Raw genomic sequence first — 22,963 nt, forward strand, 5'->3', positions numbered from 1 at the left:
GGAATCAGAAGCTGCTGCCCAGATTCAGGTACAGCGCCTTTTCGTTCTGGTCATTCAGCCCGTAGCTGAAGTTGAGCGGCCCCAGCGGCGTTTCGTAGCCGAGGAAAACGCTTGCCGCATTGATGTAGCCGCTGTCGAAGGCATTGTCGTTGTTCCACACCCGGCCGCGCTCCAGGGAGGCACCGAGGTAGATCGGGAAGTCCAGCGGCAGGAACGAGCGCGGCGTCATGCGCCGGTAGTACACCGCCCGTGCCAGGCTGATGTTCTGCCCCGCCAAGGCATCCTGACGGAAACCGGACAACTGCTGGGCGCCGCCCAGCTGAAAGCTCGAGGTGACCACCTCGGCGTCGTCCAGCGTGCGCCCGTAGCGGCCACCAAGCAGCAGGCTATGTGGCCCCTGGCTGAAGGCCTTGTCCAGTTTCAACTCCCATTGCCGATAGCGGTCGTCGGCACCGAGGCTGGCATCGTACTGGCGCAGGTGCAGGCCGATCTCTTCGCCGTCGTGGGGGAAGTCGACGTTGTCGAGGGTGTCGAAGGAGTACTGCATTTCGTAGTAGCCCTCGGTGAAGCTGAACTCCGGCTGATCGCGCTCGCCGATACGTACCTCCGCTTCCCCCCAGGCCTGGCCGATACCGAAACGGATCTCGCCGTTGTTGGCGATCTGCCGGCCCACATTGAGCCCGTAGCCGTAGCGTTGCACCCGGTATTCGGCGATCGGGTCATTGTCGAGCACGGCGTCGACGTTCCACGCTTCGGCATACAGGTTGGGCGCCACGAACCAGCGCGAACCGACGTCCAGCGGTTGGTAGAACTCGCTGTAAAGCTCCTGGCGATCGCCCAGTTGCACCCGGGTCAGCCATTCGGCACCCAGCCGGTTGATGCCGTTCTTGCGGAAGCTGGCGCCCAGATTGAAGACGCTGTCGCCATTGAAGTCGTCGGAGAGATTCAGGCCCAGGCGCAGGTAATCGGTGCCAGTGCGTTTCTCCCGCGCATCGATCACCAGGGTGTTTTCTCCCTCGTGGCTGACCACCCGGTACTGCACCCGCTCGAAGTAATCGAGACCGTACAGCGTGCCCATGTCACGCTGCAGCCCGGCCATGTCCAGAGGCTCGCCGAGGGGCTGGCGGATATAGTTGCGGATCACCTCGTCGCCGACCTTGGAATCGTTATCCACCTGGATCGCGTTGATCACCGGGGTGCGCCGCTCGGCACTGCGCGCCAGCGTAAGGGCCGGGTTGCCGCCACTGCGTCGCACCAGCGGTGTCAGGCGTGGCTGCAAGGCCTTTGCAGCCTGGTAGCCGGCTTCGATCAGTTCCTCGCCGCGGCCGAAATCGGTCACCCCGAAGGGCGCCATGTTCGGCTGCACCAGAACGTCGGTGGCCTGCAGCGTCGCCAACTGCTCTTCGGAATTGCGCCGGGTCATCATGGTGATCGACTGGTTGAGCACGTCGACCACGGTGAGCAGCTCTTTACGCGGCTTCAGCGGGGTGCCGATGTCCACCACGATGACCCGATCCACGCCCATGTCGCGGGCCACGTCCACGGGAATGTTGTCGACCATGCCGCCGTCGACCAGCAGGCGACCGTCCAGCTCGACCGGCGCGAATACCGCAGGGATCGACATGCTGGCGCGGATCACCTGGGGCAGGTGACCGCTGCGAAAGACCACCTTCTGGTCGTTGGCGATGTCGGTGGCCACGGCACGAAAGGGAATGGGCAGGCGATCGAAGTCGCGCACGTCGCTGCTGCGCACCAGCAGGCGCTCGAGCAGCAGCGCCAGGTTCTGGCCCTGGATGACGCCCAGCGGCAGGCCCAGGCTGCCGTCGTCACGGAAGCTGAGACGCTGCTTGATGAGAAAGTCGCGGTCATCCTGCTTGCGGCGGAACGGCATATCGGTGCGCGGCGGATCGTCGGACAGCACCTGCCGCCAATCCATGTTCAGCGCCACGTCTTCCAGCTCGGCGATGCTGTAGCCCGACGCGTACAACCCACCGATCACCGCGCCCATGCTGGTGCCGGCGATGGCATCGATCTGCACGCCCTGCTCTTCCAGCGCCTTGAGCACACCGATATGGGCCAGCCCGCGCGCGGCACCACCGGACAGCACCAGGCCGACCTTGGGCTGCGCACTTTGCGCGACGGCGAACAGCGGGAAGAACAGGAGCAGCAGAACGAGCAGACGACGACGCATGGCACATCCCTGGCGGTGGGCGATCAGGACAAGGGCGCCATTATAGGAGCCTGATCACCAAGATGTGCGGCACACGACGCGGCTGTTCAGCTCACTCAGTGCAAGCGGTGCGATTCACCGGAGAACGGGTCGTGGAAACTGGCGATCTCGGACTGCAGCCGACGGTTCTCGCCATACGCCTCGATGGCGCGGCGGTAGCGCATGCGCTGCTCGTCGAGCAGCTTGCGCCGGGCTTTCACCACACTCTGTTCATGCTGTTGCGCTTCATCCACATGGCGAGCCATGGCAGGTCTCCAGGTTGAATAACGGGAGACCAGATTCAGCCAGTGCCATGACAGTTTGAGGGCAATGCGGTGACGCTGAGGTGAACTCAGGCGCCTTCTTCGTGATTCTTTATCGACTTCGCCGATAGCCGCAGACTGCGCAGGCTGCGCTTGACGCTCTTGAGGTGGTTGACCAGGCTCGGGCCACGGGCCATGGCCACGCCCATGGCGAGCACGTCGATCACCACCAGGTGGGCGATGCGCGAGGCCAGCGGCGTGTAGATCTCGGTGTCTTCCTGCACATCGATGGCCAGGTTCACGGTAGCCAGATCAGCCAGCGGCGTCTGCCCCGGGCACAGGGCGATCAGCGAGGCACCGGCTTCACGTACCACGTTGGCCGTGGTCAGCAGATCCTTGGAGCGCCCGGACTGGGAGATGCACACCGCGACGTCCGACGGCTTGAGGGTAATCGCCGACATCGCCTGCATGTGCGGGTCGGAATAGGCCGCGGCATTGAGCAGCAGGCGGAAGAACTTGTGCTGGGCATCGGCCGCCACGGCACCGGACGCGCCAAAACCGTAGAACTCGATGCGCTGCGCCTGGGAGCACAGCCCGATGGCCTTCTCCAGTGCCACCGGATCGAGCTTCTCGCGCACCTCGATCAGGGTATGCAGCGTGGTGTCGAAGATCTTCATGCTGAAGTCGGCGACCGAATCGTCTTCATGGATGGCGAACTGACCGAAACTCGCACCAGCCGCCAGGCTCTGCGCCAGCTTGAGCTTGAGATCCTGAAAACCGCTGCAGCCGATGGCGCGGCAGAAGCGCACGATGGTTGGTTCGCTGATGCCCACGGAATGCGCCAGCTCCGCCATGGAACTGTGCATCACCGCCGCAGGATCGAGTAGCACATGATCGGCCACCTTGAGTTCCGACTTGCGCAGGAGGTGGCGTGACTGGGCAATGTGCTGCAACAAATTCACTGGCAGAGACTCGACTGAAAAGTGATGAAGACGCCGGCTGGACTTTAGAGGTGTCACGACTCGGTTATGATCGAGATGCGCCGGGGGTGTAGTGTGCTTGTAGTTATACTACAAGGCTGACGCCCTCGCACGGACAAACCGATTCGGAGTTCCCATGCTGAGCAATTCCTGTGACATGCTGGTTTTCGGCGGCACTGGCGATCTGGCCCTGCACAAACTGCTGCCTGCGCTTTATTACCTGCATCGCGACGGTCGCCTGCATCGCGACACCCGTATTCTCGCCCTGGCCCGCAGCAATCACGCGCGCGCGGCCTACCAGGCCCTCGCCGAGCGCCACTGCCGCGTACAGGTGGCACGCGCCGACTTCGATGAGCAAACCTGGCAAGCGTTCGCCGAGCGTCTCGACTACTTCGTCATGGACGCCTCGCAAAGCGCCGACTTCGGCCGCCTGGCCAAGTACCTGGGCAATGATCGGGAACGGGTGAGGGTCTACTACCTGGCCACCGCGCCCAATCTGTTCGAAGACATCGCCTCGCACCTCAAGGTTGCAGGCCTGGCCGGCCCCCGCGCACGCATCGTGCTGGAAAAGCCCATCGGCCATTCACTGCAATCGGCCCTGGAGATCAACACGGGAATCGGGGCGGTTTTCGACGAATCCCAGGTGTTTCGCATCGACCACTACCTGGGCAAGGAAACCGTGCAGAACCTGATGGCGCTGCGCTTCGCCAACGCCCTGTTCGAGCCCGTGTGGCGCGCCGGGCACATCGACCACGTGCAGATCAGCGTCTGCGAGACCCTGGGCGTGGAAAACCGCGGCGCCTATTACGACCAGGCCGGGGCGATGCGCGACATGGTACAGAACCATCTGCTGCAGCTGCTTTGCCTGGTGGCCATGGAAGCCCCGGTGCGCTTCGACGCCGAGTCGGTGCGCAACGAGAAGGTGAAGATTCTCGAAGCATTGAAGCCCATCACCGGCCTCGACGTGCGCGACAAGACCGTACGCGGCCAGTACGCCGCCGGCAGGATCGGCGGCCAGGAAGTGCCTGCCTATTACTTCGAGAAGAACGTCGACAACGACAGCGACACCGAAACCTTCGTCGCCGTGCAGGCCGAGATCAACAACTGGCGCTGGGCAGGCGTGCCCTTCTACCTGCGTACCGGCAAGCGGCTGGCGCGCAAGACGTCGGAAATCCTCATCCAGTTCAAGCCGGTCCCCCACCAGTTGTTCGGTAATGGCGAAGCCAACCAGCTGCTGATCCGCCTGCAGCCCGAGGAACGCATCAGCCTGCAGCTGATGGCCAAGAACCCCGGCAAGGGCATGCACCTGAAACCGGTCGAGCTGGACCTCAACCTGGCCGATGCCTTCAACAAACAACGACGCTGGGATGCGTACGAGCGCCTGTTGCTGGATGTCATCGAAGGTGATTCGACGCTGTTCATGCGCCGTGACGAAGTGGAAGCCGCCTGGCAATGGATCGATCCGATCATCAAGGGCTGGAATCAGCATTATCAGAGCCCACGCCCTTATCCTGCCGGCAGTAACGGGCCAGAACAATTGCAGCACTTGCTGGAGCGGCATGGCCGCGAATGGATCGAATGATCGAGAACGGCCAGTTATCGATCATTCATTAACCGTTGGTAAGCAAAGTTGTAACTCCGAATACCGATACCGCCTGTAAGCCATTGGCCATTATATTGCGCCGTCTCAGTCCATCCCCGATCAAAACAATTGAACCTTATATAAATGCCGCTGTTGCAGCGGCATAGTTCAGAAATGACTCTTTTTCAAAAGAAAACTGCATATTCATTTCTCGACTAAAAATTTCGCCAATAGAAATTTAAAAAATAAACAACCAAAACATATACTTGGGATTTTCATTATAAAAATCTGGCATTAATCCGTTGGTATTAAATAGCTTTAGGGCCTAAAAATACCGGAACACTATTCCAAAAAAGTATCACTTCTCTCTACATGCTTGCGATTCGACCGCTAGGTTTAAGTAGCGGTCGTCTTATCTGGTGCAACTGAAGTACGGGTTACTCCCGAAGTGAAGTCAGGAATTCGATGGAAGTCGAAAGTTAAGGATTGGGAGAAATCTTCATGGCTGTACAGGCTAAGGTCGCCCCTATTGACCAGCAAGTCGCTCAAGCAACCGAGCGCACTGTCAGCAACACGTTACCGCTAAGTCAGAGCAGCAACGTCGCACTGAATATCGCTCCGGAATCCGTCGCCAGTTACAGCCGTGAAGGCATGGATCTGGTCGTGCAGATGCAGGATGGGGAAGTACTGCGGATCAGTAATTTCTATTCACCCGTCGAACAGCCAAGCCAGCTGTTCCTGGTGGGTGAGGAAGAGCAACTGATCGCGGTAGACCTCTCGCAAGCCGCCTCCGACGGCATCCTCGCCGCGTCCTATGCATCGGAAACCACCCTGTCCGGATTCACCTCGCTGACGTCCGCGGCGGCAACCACCGGCGGCGCCCTGGGTCTGGGCACCGCTGCGCTCATCGGTGGCGTGGCGATCGCCGGTGGTGTGGTGGTGGCCGATGAGATCAGCAGCAGAGACAGCAACAACGACAACGGCGGCGCAACCCCGGTCGCCCCATCCGCTGCGAGCAGCCTGCAGGTCAGTGCGGACGGCCGCCTGCTGACCGGCAGCGCCGAAGCTGGCACGACCGTGCGAGTGGATGTGAACGGCGATGGCAACGTCGACTACACCGCCACGGTGGATAACGACGGGCGCTTCGTGGTGTCGTTCGTACCGCCGCTGACCAACGGCGAGGCGGTCAGCGTGGTGGTGGTCAATGCGGCGGGCGCTACCAGCCCCGCAGCGCAGGTGGCCGCACCCGACATCAGCGCACCGGACCCGGCCAGCCAGTTGCAGGTGTCTGCCGAAGGGGATGTGCTGACTGGGCTCGCCGAGCCTGGCGCGCGCGTCGAGATCGATCTGAATGGTGACGGCATCGCCGACAGCTTCGCCATCGCCAGGCCCGACGGGCGCTTCACGTTCACCCTGAACCCACCGCTGGTAGCTGGCGAGACCATCGCGGTATGGGTCATCGATGGCGCGGGCAATCAGGGCCAGACGGCGACCATCGCCGCGCCGAACGTGCTGGCACCTGAAGCCCCGACGGTCGAGCCAAGCAATGGTGCTCAACTGACAGGCACCGCGCCGCCGGACGCGACAGTGGAGTTCACCAACCCAGATGGCTCGTTGCTCGGCCAGACCACTGCCGATGCCAATGGCAACTGGACGTTCACTCCGAACGTCCCCTGGGCGGACGGTGCCCTGGTCGACATGTCGGTGATCAACGTGCAGGGCATTCGCTCACCGATCATCCGTATCGTGATCGATCGGAGCCCTCCCGACGCGCCCACCGTAGAGGTCAGCAATGGCACCTTGCTGAGCGGCACGGCGGAAGCCAACAGCACCATCACCCTGACCATCGGCAGCAACCCAGCGGTAACGGTCACCACCGACGCCAGTGGGCTCTGGTACTACAGCCCGGCTGTGGCGCTGGCCGATGGAACGCTAGTCAGCGTGGTCGCAACCGACCGGGCTGGCAACAGCAGCCCGCCCACCGCCCTGACCATCGATGCCAGCCCGCCGCTGGCGCCACAGATCGGCAACAGCAACGGCGTGGTTTTCAGCGGCACGGCCGAGGCCGGCAGCACCCTGATACTGAGCGCCGCTGGCGCCGTGATTGGCCAGACCCTGGTAGACGCCAACGGCAACTGGAGCTTCACCGCCAGCCCACCTGTCGCCAATGGCATCCTGGTCAGCGCTGCGGCACGCGATGCCGCAGGCAATACCGGCCCTGCCGACTCGGTGACCGTCGACGACGCACTGCCCAATGCCCCGGTCATCACCGCGAGCAACGGTACGGTCATTTCCGGCACCGCTGATGCCGGCAGCATCATCATCGTCAGAGACGCCAATGGCGGCCTTATCGGCCAGACCACAGCCAATGGCAGCGGCGCCTGGTCGATCACGCCAGCAGTGCCTCTGGCCAATGGCTCGGTGATCAACGCCATTGCCCAGAACGCCCAGGGCGACAGCGCCAGCACCACCATCGCCGTCGATGCCGCGCCGCCCCAAGCGCCCGTGGTGCAGCCCAGCAACGGCGAAGTGCTGACGGGGACGGCCGAAGCCGGCGCAAAGATCATCCTGATCTACAGCAATGGCCAACTGATCGGGCAGACCTCTGCCGATGCGGACGGTAACTGGAGTTTCATCCCCACCACGCCACTGAGCGACGGGACCAGCATCGAGGTGACGGCGCGTGACGCCGTCGGCAATACCAGCCTTCCAGCCACCGTGGTCATCGACCGCGATCCGCCGACCATTCCGACGCTCGATGCAACCGATGGCATCACTATCAGCGGCTCCGCCGAAGCCGGCAGCACGGTGACCGTCAGCGGCCCGGGCGGGGTGATCATCGGAGCAACCATCGCCGACGCCAACGGCAACTGGAGCATCACGCCAACCCAACCCCTCGGCCATGACACCCCGATCAGCGTGAGCGCCCGTGACCAGGCCGGCAACGTCAGCGTACCGGCCACCGGCGTGGTGGACGCAGAAGCGCCACAAGCGCCCACGCTCGCACCTTCGCGAGGCAACGCACTGAGTGGCACCGCCGAACCCGGCAGTACGGTCATCATCACCATCGGCAACGAGCCCGCCGTGCAGGTGAGCGTGGGCAACGATGGAAACTGGACCTACCTGCCAGGCCAACCCATTGCCAATGGCACCCCGGTCACCGTGGTGGCACAGGACCCCAGCGGCAATAGCAGCGCACCGGTCAATGGCAGTGTCGACAGCCAGCCTCCGGCAGCGCCCGTGGTGCACCCCAGCAACGGCGACATTCTGAGCGGCACCGCCGAGCCGGGCAGCACCGTGACCGTCACCACCCCGGGCAACCCCGAGCAGACGGCGACAACCGATGCCAATGGCAACTGGACGGTCACCCCGACCAGCCCATTGCCCAATGGCGCATCGGTGGCAGTGACCGCCACCGATGCGGCGGGCAATCAGAGCACCGCTGGCGGAACCATCATCGATATCGCGCTGCCGGCACGCCCAACCATCGCCCCCAGCAACGGCAGCGCGCTCAGCGGTACCGCAACGGCCGGGGCGACCGTGGTGCTGACTGGCGCAGGCGGTGTCGCCATCGGCCAGACCAGCGCCGATGCGAACGGGGTCTGGAACTTCAGCCCGGCCGCGCCACTGGCCAACGGCACCAGCGTCAGCGCTACGGTCAACGTCAATGGCGTCAGCAGCGCACCGGCGATCACCGTGATCGACAGCATCGCGCCGGCCACGCCGACCATCCAGCCAAGCGACGGCAGCCTGCTGACCGGCACCGCCGAAGCCGGTAGCACGCTGATTCTGACCGGCCCGGGTGGCACCAGCATCGGCCAGGCCACTGCCAATGATCAGGGCGTCTGGACATTCCAACCGGGTACGGCACTGGCCAACGGCACGCTGGTGAGCGTTGTCGCTCGTGATGCCGCCGGTAACCAGAGCGCAGCAGCCACGACCACCACCGATGGCGTCGCCCCGCAGACGCCCACCCTGTTGCCCAGCAGCGGCACCCTGTTGAGCGGAACCGCAGAAGCAGGCAGTACGCTGATCGTCAGCGACGCCAATGGTCGGGTCATTGGTCGAGCCACCGCCGATGCGAATGGCAACTGGACCCTGGCGCCGTCCCCCGCGTTGGCCGACAACGCGCAGATCAGCGTGGTCGCGCGCGATGCGGCCGGCAATACCAGTCCATCGGCAAGCGTGATCATCGATGCGAGCGCACCCGCCGCTCCGCTTCTCGATCCAAGCAATGGCCGTGTACTGAGCGGTAGCGCAGAGCCAGGCAGCACCCTGACCATCAGGGATCTGGCCGGCAACCTGATAGCCGAAACGGTGGTGGGCGCAAATGGCACCTGGAGCATCCCCCTCGCCACGCCGATACCCAACGCCGCGCAGATCCGGGTCATCGCCACGGACGCCAGCGGCAACGCCAGCCCGGCCGCGTCGCTGACGATCGATAGCGTCGCCCCCGCAGCCCCCACCGTCGCCCTGAGCAATGGCAGTGAAATCAGCGGCAGCGCCGAGCCGGGAAGTACCGTGATCCTCACCGGAGCTGGCGGCGCCAGCATCGGCCAGGTCACTGCAGACGCCAATGGCAACTGGACCTTCATACCCACCGGCGCAATCGGCAATGGCACCCAGGTCAGCGTGGTCGCCCGCGATGCCGCCGGCAACACCAGTGCGGCCAGCAGCGTCACCATCGACAGCCAGGCACCGAATGCACCGAGCGTGGGGCCCAGCAACGGCACACTGCTCAGCGGCACCGGCGAAGCGGGGACCCTTCTGATCATCAGCGTCGGCGGCGCCGTCATCGGTCAGACCCTGGTCGCCGCTGACGGCACCTGGAGCTTCACGCCGCCCGCTGCATTGCCCGATGGCACCGCGATCAGCATCGTCGCGCGGGATGCCACCGGCAACCAGAGCGCCTCGGTGGGTGTCACAATCGATGCTCTGGCCCCCGCCACCCCGGTGATTCAACCCAGCAACGGCAGCATCCTCAGCGGCAGCGCTGAAGCGGGCAGTACCGTCCTCATCACCGGGCCGGGTGGCGTCGTCATCGGCCAGACCATCGCAGACGGCAACAATACCTGGGCATTCACGCCAACCAACCCGTTGCTCGACGGCACTCAGGTCACCGTGGTCGCCCGTGACAGTGCCGGCAACACCAGCGCTCCTGCTGCCGTGATCGTCGATGCGGTCGGCCCGGCAACACCCACCCTGGCCCCGAGCGATGGCAAGACCCTGCTCAGCGGTACTGCCGAACCCGGAACCACGCTGTTGCTCACCATCGGCACCGCGCCAGCGATTGAAGTCGGTGTCGACTCGAACGGCGTCTGGACCCATCCCCTGAGCGCCCCGCTGGCAGACCTGACCCCCGTTAGCGCGGTGGCTCGCGATGCTTCCGGCAATTTCAGCCCTGTAGCAACCATCGAGATCGATGCCGCGGCACCCGGTTCACCGGTGATCGTGGTGGGTACCAGCACGTTGCTGAGCGGCACTGCCGAAGCCGGCAGCACGGTCAGCATCAAGCTGCTGGTCAACGGCCAGCAGACCGAAATCGGCAGCGTGGTGGCCGATGCCCAAGGCAACTGGTCGTTCTCGCCCACACCGCCCGACACCCTGATCGATGGAAACCAGATTCAGGTCACGGCGACCGATGCAGCAGGCAACATCAGCCAGCCCTCCGCCATCGTCACCATCGATACCAATGCGCCCCTGCAACCCAGCATCGACGCCAGCAATGGCAGTAGCTTCAGTGGTATCGCCGAAGCCGGCAGCATCGTCATCATCACCGGCCCCGGCGGTGTGCTCATCGGCCAGGCCACCGCGGACGTCGACGGCGGCTGGACGTTCAGCCCGGCCAATCCGCTTCTCGATGGCACGCCAGTCACCGTGGTCGCCCGTGATGCCAGCGGTAACACCAGCCCATCGGCATCCGTCACCGTCGATGCCATCGCGCCGGCCGCACCGACGATTTCTCCCAGCGACGGCAGGACCACCCTCAGCGGCACCGCCGAGCCGGGCAGCACGCTGCTGCTCGGCATCGGAGGGGCTGCCGCGATTGAAATACCCGTAGACCAAGGCGGCAACTGGTCCTATGCACTGAATCCTGCGCTGGGTAATGGCATCACCATCACCGTGAGCGCTCGCGATGCAGCCGGCAATACCGGTCCGGCAGCATCCACCACCATCGACAACCTGGCGCCCGATGCTCCTGATCTGTATCCAAGCAACGGGCTGGAATTGAGCGGTACGGGCGAACCCGGCACCACGATCACCGTAACCAGCCCGGCGGATCTCAATCTGCAAGCGACGGTCGACGCCAATGGCAACTGGACGATCCCGCTGGGCACGCCACTGCCCGACAACACCTCGGTTTCGGTCATCGCCACCGATGCGGCAGGCAACCAGAGCGGTCCTGCAACGATCAGCGTGGAAGCCGACCTGCCAGCACGGCCTACCATCGATCCGAGTAACGGCCTGCAACTGAGCGGAACGGCCCCACTGGGCACCACGGTAATACTCACCGCTGCCGATGGCACCTCCATCGGCCAGGCCAGCGTGAACGCTCAAGGTGAATGGAGCTTCACTCCCCCCGCGGCGCTGCCCAACGGCGCCGTGGTCACCGCAGTCGCCAACGATGGCGTGAACGACAGCGCGCCTGCCACGAGCATCATCGATAGCATCGCCCCGGCAGCGCCGACGATCGACCCGAGCAATGGCAGCCTGCTCAGCGGCACCGCCGAAGCCGGCAGTACCGTGATCCTCAGCGGCAGTGGCGGTATCGGCATTGGCCAGGTCATCGCCGATGCGAATGGAAACTGGACATTCACGCCGGGCGCGGCGCTGAGCAACGGCACCCTGGTGACCGCCGTAGCCCGCGACGCCGCTGGCAACACCAGCGCTTCGGCCAGCACCACCATCGACAACGTCGCCCCCGATGCGCCTACCCTCGATCCGAGCAATGGAACCCTGCTCTCGGGTACCGCGCAGGCCGGTATCAGCCTGATTGTCACCGATGCCAACGGTCGGGTGATCGGCCAGACCATCGCCGATGCGAATGGCAACTGGTCCCTGAGCCCTTCCCCGGCGCTGGCCAATGCCAGCGTGGTCACGGTGGTGGCCCGTGACGTCGCCGGCAACATCAGCGCCCCGGCCAGCACGGCCGTGGATGCCGTGGCACCCGGCGTCCCAACCCTGCAATCGAGCAATGGCATTACGTTCAGTGGCAGCGCCGAGGCTGGCAGCACGGTCATCATCACCGGTGCCGCTGGTGCCGTCATCGGCCAGGTCGTTGCCGACGCCCAGGGCAACTGGACATTCACGCCGCCCACGGCAATCGCCAACGGCACCGTGGTGACCGTGGTCGCCCGGGACGCCGCCGGCAATACCAGCGGGGCGATCACCAGCACCATCGACGCGGTCGCGCCCAATCCCCCCACCATCAGCGCCAGCAACGGCACGCAGCTGAGTGGCACCGCCGAAGCGGGAGCCACGGTGATTCTCACTGGCTCGGGTGGCGTCGCCATTGGCCAAGTCATTGCCGACGCCAACGGCAACTGGGTGTTCACGCCGGGCAGTGCATTGGCCAACGGCACCGTGGTCACGGCAGTGGCTCGCGATGCCGCCGGCAATACCAGCGGTCAGGCAGCCACCATCATCGATGCGCTGGCACCGGCCACACCGACGATCGATGCCAGCAATGGCACGCAGCTTGGCGGTAGCGCCGAAGCAGGCAGCACGGTGGTGGTCACGGATGCCAACGGGCGCATCATCGGCCAGGCCACCGCCACGGCCGATGGAACCTGGACACTCACGCCCTCGCCTGCACTGCCCAATGGCGCGCTGATCAGCGCAGTCGCCCGGGATGCCGTGGGCAATACCAGCGCCGCAGTCAGCACCACCATCGACAGTGTCGCCCCGGTTGCACCTACCATTTCGCCCAGCAACGGCATCGAGCTCAGTGGCACCGCGGAAGCCGGCAGCACGGTGATCATCACCGGCCCGGGCGGCAGCATCATCGGCCAGACCTCGGCGAACGCGGGCGGCACCTGGAGTTTCACACCCACGACGGCGGTGCCGAACGGCACTCAGGTCAGCGTGGTGTCCCGGGATGCGGCGGGCAATACCAGCCCATCGGCGAGTACGGTCATCGACTCGCAGGTGCCGGATCACCCCACCGTGAATCCGAGCAATGGCGTGCTGCTGAGCGGTACTGCCGAAGCCAACAGCACGGTGATCATCACCGGCCCGGGCGGCGCCGCAATCGGCACCACCACGGCCAATGCCAGTGGCAACTGGAGCTTCACGCCCGCCTCGGCGCTGGCCAACGGCACGTTGGTCACGGTGGTGGCCCGCGACGCACTGGGCAACCAGAGCGCCCCAGCCAGCACGCTGATCGACAGCATCGCGCCCTCCGCGCCACTGATCAGTCCAAGCAATGGTCTGGTCATCAGCGGCAGCGCCGAAGCCGGCAGCACGGTGACCGTACGGGTGGCCGGCAACAGCATCGGTACCGCTCTGGCGGACGCCAACGGCAACTGGTCACTGACCCCGGGCACGGCGCTGAGCAATGCCACGCAGTTCAGTGCCACGGCCACCGACGTGGCAGGCAACGTCAGCACCGCCGCCACTGCGGCGGTCGATGCACAGGCACCCGGAGCGCCAACCATCGGTGCCAGCAACGGCGTCATCCTGAGCGGGACGGCAGAGGCCGGCAGTACGGTGATCATCACCGGCGCTGGCGGCGTCGCCATTGGTCAGGCGCAGGTCGACGGTGCGGGCAACTGGTCGTTCATCCTCCCCGTGGCACTCACCAACACCACCCAGGTCACCGTGGTGGCGCGCGATGCGGCGGGCAACACCGGGCCATCCGCGAGCCTGGTGATCGATACCGTGGCGCCCGTCGTGCCGACCGTGCAACCGAGCAATGGCGTGTCGCTGACCGGTACTGCCGAGGCCGGCAGTACCGTGATCCTCACCGGCCCAGGTGGGGTGGTCATCGGTCAGACCATAGCGGGGCCGGGCGGGGCCTGGAGCTTCAGCCCACAAACGCCGCTGCAGCACGGCGCCCAGATCAGCGTCAGCGCCCGGGATGCGGCAGGCAACACGGGAGCGTCCGCCAGCGTCAGCATCGACGCCGTGGCACCTGTTGCACCAACCATCGATGCCACCAATGGCGTCTTGCTGCGGGGTACCGCAGAGGCTGGCAGTACCGTCATCCTCACCACCGCCAATGGCAGCCCCCTCGCGACGCTCACCGCCGATGCCAATGGCGCCTGGAGCCTGACGCCGGGCACGGCACTGGGCCACGGCACCCTGATAACCGTGGTGTCGCGGGATGCGGCAGGCAACCTCAGCGCCTCGGCCAGCACCAGTGTCGACGCCATCGCGCCTCAGCCGCCCTTCATCGCCGCCAGCAATGGTGTCGATCTGAGTGGTACCGCAGAGGCGGGCAGCACGGTGCGGTTGAGCGTAGGGGGCGTACAGATCGCCCAGGTCATCGCCGATGCCAACGGCAACTGGCATTTCACCCCGACCCTGGCGCTGCCGGACAACACGCTGGTCACCGCGATCGCCGTAGACGCCGCAGGTAACACGAGCGGCTCGGCTAGCGTGACGGTGGACGACTCCGGACCGGACCTGCCCGTCGTCGCGCCCAGCAACGGCAGCCTGCTCAGCGGTAGCGCTGAACCGGGCAGCACCATCACCGTCAGTGTCGGCGGCCAGCAACTCGGCCAGACCATCGCCGATCCGATCACCGGAAACTGGGTGCTGCCGGTTTCACCGGCCATCGCCAATGGCACCTCGGTCAGCGTCACCGCCACCGATGCCACCAACAATGTCAGCGCGCCGGCGATCATCGTCATCGACAGCGTGCCGCCAGCGGTGCCAACCATCCAGGCCAGCAATGGCACCCTGCTCACCGGCACGGCCGAAGCGGGCAGCACGGTGATCCTCACCGGTCCCGGGGGTGCGCCAATCGGTATCACCACCGCCACTGCCAGCGGCAGTTGGAGCCTCAACCCCGGTACACCGCTGGCCAATGGCACCCAGGTCACCGTGGTCGCCCGGGATGCAGCCAACAACACCAGCCCATCGGCCAGCGTCACCGTCGATGCGGTAGCGCCTGCGGCCCCGACCATCCTGGCTAGCAACGGCACGCTGCTGAGCGGTAGCGCAGAGGTGAACAGCACGGTCATTCTCACCGGCCCGGGCGGCGTGCAGATCGGCACTACCACTGCCAATGGCAGCGGCGCCTGGTCGTTCTCGCCCAGCCCGGCGCTGGCCAACGGCGTGGTGGTAACGGCGATAGCCAGAGATGCCGCCGGCAACAACAGCGGCTCGGTCAGTACCACCATCGATGCCGTGGCACCGGTAGCGCCGACCATTCAGCCGAGCAACGGTGCCCTGCTCAGCGGCACGGCGGAAGCCGGCAGCACGGTGCTACTGACTGGCGCAGGAGGTGCACCGATCGGCACGGCACTCACCAACGCCAGCGGCAACTGGAGCTTCGCGCCGGGTAGTGCGCTGAGCAATGGCACCGTGGTCAACGCGGTGGCCCGCGACGCCGCTGGCAATACCAGCGGCTCGATCAGCACCACCATCGATGGCGTCGCACCCGCAGCGCCAACCATTCAACCCAGCAAGGGCACCCTGCTGACCGGCACTGCAGAAGCAGGCAGTACCGTGATCCTCACCGGCCCGGGCGGCGCCGCGCTCGGTCAAACCACCGCCAATGCCGGCGGCGCCTGGAGCTTCACACCCGCAGCGCCGCTGGCCAACGGCACCACGGTGACCGCGGTTGCGAGGGATGCAGCGGGCAATACCAGCACTGCAGCGACCACCAACATCGACAGCCAGGCACCCAACGCGCCAAGCAACCTGTTCGTTACCGCGGACGGCACGCTGCTCACCGGCAACGCCGAGGCCGGCAGCCAGGTGCGTATCGTGGTCAATGGCAACGTCGCCAATCCGATCACGGTGACGGCCACCGCAGCGGGTACCTTCGCCGCCGTACTGATCCCGGCACTGGTGGCCGGCCAGCCCATCGGCGTGGCGGCCATCGACGCGGCGGGTAACGTCAGCGCATCGGCGGGCACCAACGCGCCCAACCTGTCAGCGCCGACCATCAGCGTTGCCGAGGCAGCCGATACTTACATCAATGCTGCCGAAGCGGCGGATGGCATCCAGGTGCGCGTTGGCCTGGCCACCGGCGTGCGCGCCGGTGACGTGGTCACCGTCACCTACACCGGCACGGGTGGTTACCAGTTCAATCAGGCCCATACCGTGACCGCCGCCGAGGCTCTGGCAGGCAGCGCCGTGGTGTCGGTAGTGCCACCCGCTGGCAGCTTCCCCCAAGGGGCGGCTTCGGTGACGGCGCATATCAACAATGGCGCCAACTCCCAGGCGGCGAACTTCACCGTCGATACCATCGCGCCGTCCTCTCCAGTGCTCGGTCTGGTCGGTAACCTGCTGACCATTTCCGGTGAGCCGAACAGTGAACTGACGATCCGCATCGACCTGGGCGGTACGGTGGCCACCGCCACGGTCACCGCCAACAACGCGGGCCTGGCCTCGGTGAATCTGCTCACCGGGCTGAACATCGGCCTGAGCTACGACCAACTGCTCAGCGCCCAGGTTTCGGTGTCCGCCAGGGATCAGGCGGGCAACCAGAGCAACGTCGCGACCCTGGGCCTGGGTACCAGCCTGCAGCAGCAACCCATCACCCTGGGCAACCTGGCCGTGGACGCCAATCTCAATCTGCTCAATCTTCCCGCTGCCCGGCTGGGCATCAGCGGCAAGACCGTGGCGGGTGCCGCACTGGCCGTCGAAGTGCTGACCCCGGTCGGCTACATCGGCGTCGCCCCGCTGGCTGCCGACGCCAATGGCAATTTCTCGCTCAACCTGCTCAGCCCCACGGTGCTCAGCCAGCTCGGTCTGTCGCTCACCAACATCCTCAACCTCGGCGGCGATCTGGCGCTGCGCATCACCGCCACTTCCGCGGGCAAGACCAGCGGCGTGTACACCGTCGACCTCGACCCACTGGGCCTGCTCGGCCTGACCATCGGTAGCGTGCGGGTCGATGGCACGGCAGCGGACGACATCCTCTCCGGTAACGCGACCATCGCCGGCGAGCGGATCTTCGCCGGGCTCGGCAATGACCTGATCCTCAATGTCGGCTCCGGCGACCGGGTGGATGCAGGCGCAGGCAACGACACCATTCAGATCAAGGCCACCAACTTCGGCAACGTCGATGGCGGGACCGGTTTCGACACGGTGGTCTTCGATGGCGGGATCGACATCAACTACGGGGCCGCGGGAATCGGCACCTTCAGCAACATCGAGCGCATCGATCTCGGTACCGGTGATTCGGGCAGCACGCTGACCCTCACCGCAGCCGCCGTCGACGCCATGACCGATTCGAGAAACACCCTGCAGATCACCGGCGAAAGCAATGACGTGCTCAACCTCACGGCCAGCGCGCTGAAAACCGGGGCGCAGCAGATCGACGGCATCACCTACGACGTCTATACCTACGGAAGCACCACGCTGCTGGTGGAAGAGAATACGGTACAGGTCGTGGTCAGTTGATAGGGAAGCCGCTGCGCAGTATGGATACGCGTCGTCGTGACTGGGTCATTCGCGTTGCAATCGCCCTGTGCCTGCCCGTGTCCGTGCAGGCCATGCCACTGGACCAGGCGGTACGCAACGGCCTGGCGATTCATCCACAGGTGCGTGCGGCGCTCTCCGAGGCCGCACGGGCGGAAACCGAGGTGAAGATCGCCAAGGGTGGCTACTACCCGTCGCTGTCGCTGTCCGGCGGCCCGCAGGAGTTCGATATCGGCGAGGCCGTCTACGACGTCACCGTCTCGCAGATGCTTTACGACTGGGGCCGCGTGGACAGCCAGGTGGATACCGCCAAGGCGACCCAGCGCCAGCTTTCGGCCAGCGCAGAAGTCACCCGCGAAGATGCTGCCCTGGATATCGTCGAGACGTACCTGGACGTGCTGGTCGCGCAGCGCCGCATCGATGCCGTACGCCGCCATATTCGTCTGCTCGACGACATCCGGGCAATGACCGAGGCGCGCGGTGCGGATGGTTATTCGGACCGTAGCGAGCAGGATCGCGCCGGCCTGGAAATCTCCCGCGCCCAGGAGCAGCTGGCGCTGGAAAAAGGCGCCCTGCTCGATGCCAGCAACCAGCTCGCCCTGCTCACCGGAGCGCCCCCCGAGGGCCTGGCCGAACCACGGCCGCCCTCCATGCAGCGCTACCTGGCGACTCGCGACCTGCCGCGCATCATCAGCAGCTCGCCGCTGTACCTGCGTGCCATGGAAGACACCAGCCTGGCCGAGGCGGAGCTCAGAGGCACCAAGGCAGCGTTGCTGCCACAACTGAATCTGGAGGCTTCGGCGACACGCCGGGAAATCGGCGGGCGCCTGCAGAACGATTCGATGGTCAACCTGCGCCTGCGCATGGACACCCTCCAGGGGCTTTCCAACTTCCAGCGCCCCACTGCCGCCGCGCAACGCCTGGAATCGGCCAGCTGGGGCCAGGACGCCATCCTGCGCGACATCCGCCGCCAGTTGCAGAGCCTGTTCGATATCGGCGATTCCCTGCTCTGGCGCGAACATGCCCTCGCCGTGCAGGTGAGGGATTCGGAACAGGTCGGCGGTCTTTACCGTGAACAGTTCGAGGTCGGTCGCCGCGATGTGATCGACCTGCTTACCGTACAACGCGAACGTTTCGAGGCCGAGCGCCAGTTGATCGTGCTGCAGGTCGAACGCTTGCGCCTCGAGTACCGTGCCGCCGCGCAGATCGGTCTGCTCGGCCCCCTGTTGGAGAACAGCCTGAATGGATCCTGACAACCTGGCAGCAGCCGGCAAGGGAGGCGATCAGGACCCACTGCGTCAGGGCCTGGTGCTGCTCTGCCGCCAGCTCGGCAGACCGCTGACGGGGGCCGAACTGGCCGATGGCATCGCCCTGGAGCAGGGCCGCCTGCCCCTGCGCATGGTCGCCCGGGCCCTGCGCCGTGCGGATATCGTCGCACGGGTCGCCGAGGAGCCGCTCAAGCGGATCGACGATTACCTGCTGCCCGCCTTGCTGCTGCTCGAAGACGGACGCTGTGTGGTGCTGGTCAGCCAACACGACGAACAGGCCGATATTCTCGTGCCCCACAGCGATGGCGGCGTACAGCGTCTGGCCATCGCCGACCTGCAAAGCCTCTACAGCGGCATGGCGGTGTTCGCCAAATGCCGCTACCGCCCCGATGGGCGTGCCGAAGAGTTCGCCAGCCCGACTCGCGAGCACTGGTTCTACGGAGCCCTCAAGCGCCTGCGCCGCTCCTATGTCGAGGTCGCCGTGGCGGCCTTCATCGCCAACCTGCTGGCCATTGCCGCTGCGCTCTTCGCCATGCAGGTCTATGACCGCGTGGTGCCCAACGCCGCCTTCGACACCCTGTGGGTACTGGCCAGTGGCGTGGCCCTGGCCATCGTCCTGGAAAGCCTGTTGCGCGGGCTGCGCGCGCACCTGCTGACGACCCTGGGCAAACGCCTGGACCTGCAGCTGTCGTCGTTGCTGTTCGAGCGGGTGCTCAATACCCGGCTGGGCGCCAAGCCCGCCTCGGTCGGCGCCTTCAGCACGCAGATCCGCGAGTTCGAGTCGGTGCGCGAGTTCTTCACCTCGTCGAGCGCGGCGGTGATCAGCGACCTGCCCTTCGTGCTCATCTTCCTGCTGATCATCGCCCTGATCGGTGGCCATGTGGTCTGGGTGCCTGCGGTCGCGGCGGTGCTGATGGTGTTGCCCGGGCTGCTCGCCCAGGGGCGCCTGGCGCGGCTGTCACGGCAGAATCTGCGCGAGGGGGCGGTGAAGAACGGCATCCTGCTCGAATCCATCGAGCACCTGGAAACGGTCAAGGCCAGCCGTGCCGAGGGCCGCTGCATGCACCTGTGGGAAACCCTCACGGCGCAGCTCGCCGGCAGCGCGATGAAGACCCAGAGCCTGACCTCGGCACTCAGCTACGGGGTGAGCACGGTGCAGCAGCTCTGCTACGTCGGCGTGGTGGTGTTCGGCGTGTACCGCATCAGCGATGGCTACCTGAGCATGGGGGCGCTGGTGGCCTGCTCGATTCTTTCCGCGCGGACCATCGCGCCGCTGTCGCAGATAGCCGGCATTCTCGGCCGCTGGCAGCACACCAAGGTCGCCCTCGAAGGCCTCGACCAACTGATGACCGGCCCGGTGGAGCGCCCCGCCGGCCAGCGCTTCGTACGCAAGGAAAACCTGGCAGGTGATTATCGACTCGAGCAGCTGCGCCTCAGCCACGATGATGCGCCGCCCATCGTCGACGTCAACGCCTTGAGCATTCGTGCCGGTGAGCGAATCGCCCTGCTGGGCGGCAACGGCGCCGGCAAATCCACCCTGTTGCGCCTGCTCGCCGGGCTTCTCGACCCGAGCGCCGGGCGGGTGATGGTCGACGACATCAGCCTGACCCAGATCGATCCAGCGGATCGCCGCCGGCATATCGGTTACCTGCCTCAGGACATCGCCCTGTTCTACGGCACGCTGCGCGACAACCTCAATCTGGAGGGTGCCGCGGTCAGCGACGAGGAACTGTTCGAGGCACTCGACGGCGTCGGTCTGGGCGGCTGGGTGCGCAGCCATCCGCTGGGTCTGGACATGCCCATTCAGGGCAATGCCAGCCTGTCCGGCGGCCAGCGCCAGGCGGTCGGGCTGGTGCGCGTGCTGGTGCAGGATCCGCCCATCGTACTGCTCGACGAACCGACGTCCTCGTTCGACCAGACCAGCGAAAGGCAGGTGGTCGAGTACCTGCAGCAGTGGATCAGCGGGCGCACCCTGATTCTGGTTACCCACAAGAAGGTCATGCTCTCGCTGGTGGAGCGCGCCGTGGTGATGCGCCAGGGCCGGGTGATCATGGATGGCGCGCTGGATCAGGTGGTGCAGGACAACGTGGTGAACGCGCCAGCGGAAAGCCGAGGAGGCAATCATGCCGTCCAATGACCGGCTGCGCCGACAGCTCGAAGACCCCTTGCTCAGCGCCACCCACCCGCTGTTCCGGCCCCTGCTGTGGACGATTCTGGCTACCGTACTGCTGGCCATCGCGTGGGCTGCCTGGGCCGAGCTCGATGAAGTGACGCGCGGTGATGGCCGCGTGGTGCCGTTCACCCGTATTCAGAAGATCCAGAGCCTGGAGGGTGGCATTCTCGATCGTCTGCTGGTCGGCGAAGGCGATCTGGTGGAGGTCGGGCAACCCCTGGTGCGGTTGGACGAAACGCGCTTTCGTACCTCGTTCCAGGAATCGGCCAACCAGTCGGCGGCCATGCGCGCCACCATCGCCCGCCTGGATGCCGAAGTGCTCGGCAAGGACCGCATCGCATTTCCCGAGGACATCGACCCCGCCAGCCCCCTGGCCCGCTCCGAGCAGGAGTTGTTCAAGTCGCGGCGCGACAAACTGCAGGATGGTGTCAGTGCCATCAACCGGCAGATCCGCCTCTCGCAACAGCAACTCGACTTGGTCGAGCCGTTGGTGGCCAAACGTGCCGTGAGCCAGATGGAAGCACTCAAGCTGAGCCAGGAGATCGCGACGCTCAACGGCAAACTCACCGAACTGCGCAGCAGCTACTTCCAGGATGCCTACACCGAGCGGCAAAGCAAGAAGGCCGAACTCAGCGCCCTGGAGCCCATCGTCCAGCAGCGCGAGGATCAGTTGCGCCGCACCGAAATCCTTTCACCCGTACGCGGCCGGGTGAACACCGTGCTGATCAATACCCGCGGCGGGGTGATCCAGCCTGGCGAGCCGATCATGGAGGTGATCCCGGTGGAGGATCGGCTGCTGATCGAAGCGAGGATCAAACCCCGCGACGTGGCCTTCCTGGTGCCCGGCATGCCCACCAAGGTGAAGATCACCGCCTATGACTACAGCATCTACGGTTACCTGACCGGCACCCTGGAACAGATCAGCGCCGACACCATCGAGGAGGAGACGGCACAGGGCAAGGAGTTCTACTACGAGGTGCTGATCAAGACCGACGGCAGCCAGCTCAAGCGGCGCGACGAAATCCTGCCGATCATTCCGGGCATGGTGGCCGAGGTGGATATCCTCAGCGGCAAGCGCACGGTGCTCAACTACCTGCTCAGGCCGCTGCTGAAGGCGCAGTTGTACTGAAACCCGACAGGGCGCAGCAGGCATCTTCGCTGTTCGAGACGCCCAGTCGTCGACTGCCGCGGGCGACACGCCGACAGGCCGGTGTTCCCGCCTGGTGTTAGTCACAAAGTGCTATGGCGTGGCGCATGGCCGCTTGCTATTAAGTATCTACTGGCAAGACCTCTGTGCGTCATCGGCATCATCCCTGCCGACGCCATGTACAGGTGGCCGTGCCCTGCGCAACCAGCCGCTCGACGAAGGCTGCTGCGCGTTCGCCGCATCGAGCGACTGCAACGGCATGGGGATCAGGGAAGTGCCTCACTCTTCAGAAATGCCTTCGGCTCACAAGCAGCGCGGTGCCGTCGCCGTCGAATTTTCCATCGCCTTCATCATTTTCTTCCTGATCTTCTACGGCCTGGTGGGTTACAGCATTCCGTTCCTGCTCAGCGCCACCTATCAGGAGCTGGCCACCGAAGCCCTGCGCGATGCCATTCGCTCGCCCGATACCCGCGCGCCCACGCCGGAACAGCAAGCGCTCTATCAGCAGCGCGTGTTGCAGACGATGCGTAATTCCTGGTTGCCGGAAGCCTGGATGCAACCCTGCGCGGGCTACGACGGCTTCCTGAAAACCGGTGCGCAGTGGAGCGTCTGCGTACGCCACGACAACCCCGAAAGCATCATGCCGCCATTCTCCATCTTCGGTTGGAAGGTGCCACAGTTGCCCAGCGAGATACGCGGTGAGGCGACCATTCGCTTGTACAACGCCGGGTCGGGGAGCTGAGC

General features: G+C 65.2%; 9 protein-coding genes. 6 read left to right on the forward strand and 3 right to left on the reverse strand.

Features of this window, described 5'->3' with window-relative positions:
• Window positions 1-4: 4 nt before the first annotated feature.
• From QRN22_RS19605 to hexR, 3 genes are all read right to left on the reverse strand, one after another.
• The gene (locus QRN22_RS19605; RefSeq protein ID WP_042555852.1) at window positions 5-2,191 is read right to left on the reverse strand and encodes a patatin-like phospholipase family protein; all 2,187 of its coding nucleotides are present in this window, start codon (window positions 2,189-2,191) and stop codon (window positions 5-7) included.
• A 95-nt stretch (window positions 2,192-2,286) separates the two neighbouring features.
• Window positions 2,287-2,475, reverse strand: a complete 189-nt coding sequence (locus QRN22_RS19610) for a PA3496 family putative envelope integrity protein (RefSeq protein ID WP_042555851.1) — start codon at window positions 2,473-2,475, stop codon at window positions 2,287-2,289.
• A gap of 86 nt (window positions 2,476-2,561) precedes the next feature.
• Window positions 2,562-3,434, reverse strand: coding sequence for a transcriptional regulator HexR (gene hexR / locus QRN22_RS19615; RefSeq protein ID WP_179539417.1), 873 nt, complete (start codon window positions 3,432-3,434; stop codon window positions 2,562-2,564).
• A 154-nt stretch (window positions 3,435-3,588) separates the two neighbouring features.
• Between hexR and zwf the strand changes: the two genes are divergently transcribed.
• The 6 genes from zwf (at window position 3,589) to QRN22_RS19645 (ending at window position 22,961) form a co-directional block, all read left to right on the forward strand.
• On the forward strand, window positions 3,589-5,034 hold the full coding sequence (gene zwf / locus QRN22_RS19620; protein WP_197077025.1) for a glucose-6-phosphate dehydrogenase: 1,446 nt from the start codon (window positions 3,589-3,591) through the stop codon (window positions 5,032-5,034).
• 501 nt (window positions 5,035-5,535) lie between these two features.
• Window positions 5,536-17,613 (forward strand): Ig-like domain-containing protein, encoded by a 12,078-nt coding sequence (locus tag QRN22_RS19625; RefSeq protein ID WP_042554490.1) that lies wholly within the window; start codon window positions 5,536-5,538, stop codon window positions 17,611-17,613.
• 20 nt (window positions 17,614-17,633) lie between these two features.
• A complete protein-coding gene (locus QRN22_RS19630) occupies window positions 17,634-18,884 on the forward strand; it encodes a TolC family protein (RefSeq protein ID WP_042554489.1) in 1,251 nt (416 codons plus the stop codon).
• On the forward strand, window positions 18,874-21,036 hold the full coding sequence (locus tag QRN22_RS19635; RefSeq protein ID WP_042554488.1) for a type I secretion system permease/ATPase: 2,163 nt from the start codon (window positions 18,874-18,876) through the stop codon (window positions 21,034-21,036). Before QRN22_RS19630 ends, QRN22_RS19635 begins: the two co-directional genes overlap by 11 nt.
• The gene (locus QRN22_RS19640; RefSeq protein ID WP_042554487.1) at window positions 21,023-22,201 is read left to right on the forward strand and encodes a beta-barrel domain-containing protein; all 1,179 of its coding nucleotides are present in this window, start codon (window positions 21,023-21,025) and stop codon (window positions 22,199-22,201) included. The genes QRN22_RS19635 and QRN22_RS19640 overlap by 14 nt, the downstream gene beginning before the upstream one ends.
• 292 nt (window positions 22,202-22,493) lie before the next feature.
• Entirely contained in the window at window positions 22,494-22,961 is a 468-nt protein-coding gene (locus QRN22_RS19645) for a TadE/TadG family type IV pilus assembly protein (RefSeq protein WP_042554493.1), read from the forward strand.
• The last annotated feature ends 2 nt before the right edge of the window (window positions 22,962-22,963 follow it).

The sequence above is a fragment of the Pseudomonas sp. MEJ086 genome, from assembly GCF_030209025.1.
GTDB lineage: Bacteria > Pseudomonadota > Gammaproteobacteria > Pseudomonadales > Pseudomonadaceae > Aquipseudomonas > Aquipseudomonas fulva_A.

What these genes read in the sequence shown, in the direction of transcription:
- QRN22_RS19605 (WP_042555852.1), bottom strand. Translation starts at nt 2,191, where the DNA reads ATGCGTCGTCGTCTGCTCGTTCTGCTGCTCCTGTTCTTCCCGCTGTTC.
- QRN22_RS19610 (WP_042555851.1), bottom strand. Translation starts at nt 2,475, where the DNA reads ATGGCTCGCCATGTGGATGAAGCGCAACAGCATGAACAGAGTGTGGTG.
- zwf (WP_197077025.1), top strand. Translation starts at nt 3,589, where the DNA reads ATGCTGAGCAATTCCTGTGACATGCTGGTTTTCGGCGGCACTGGCGAT.
- QRN22_RS19625 (WP_042554490.1), top strand. Translation starts at nt 5,536, where the DNA reads ATGGCTGTACAGGCTAAGGTCGCCCCTATTGACCAGCAAGTCGCTCAA.
- QRN22_RS19630 (WP_042554489.1), top strand. Translation starts at nt 17,634, where the DNA reads ATGGATACGCGTCGTCGTGACTGGGTCATTCGCGTTGCAATCGCCCTG.
- QRN22_RS19635 (WP_042554488.1), top strand. Translation starts at nt 18,874, where the DNA reads ATGGATCCTGACAACCTGGCAGCAGCCGGCAAGGGAGGCGATCAGGAC.
- QRN22_RS19640 (WP_042554487.1), top strand. Translation starts at nt 21,023, where the DNA reads ATGCCGTCCAATGACCGGCTGCGCCGACAGCTCGAAGACCCCTTGCTC.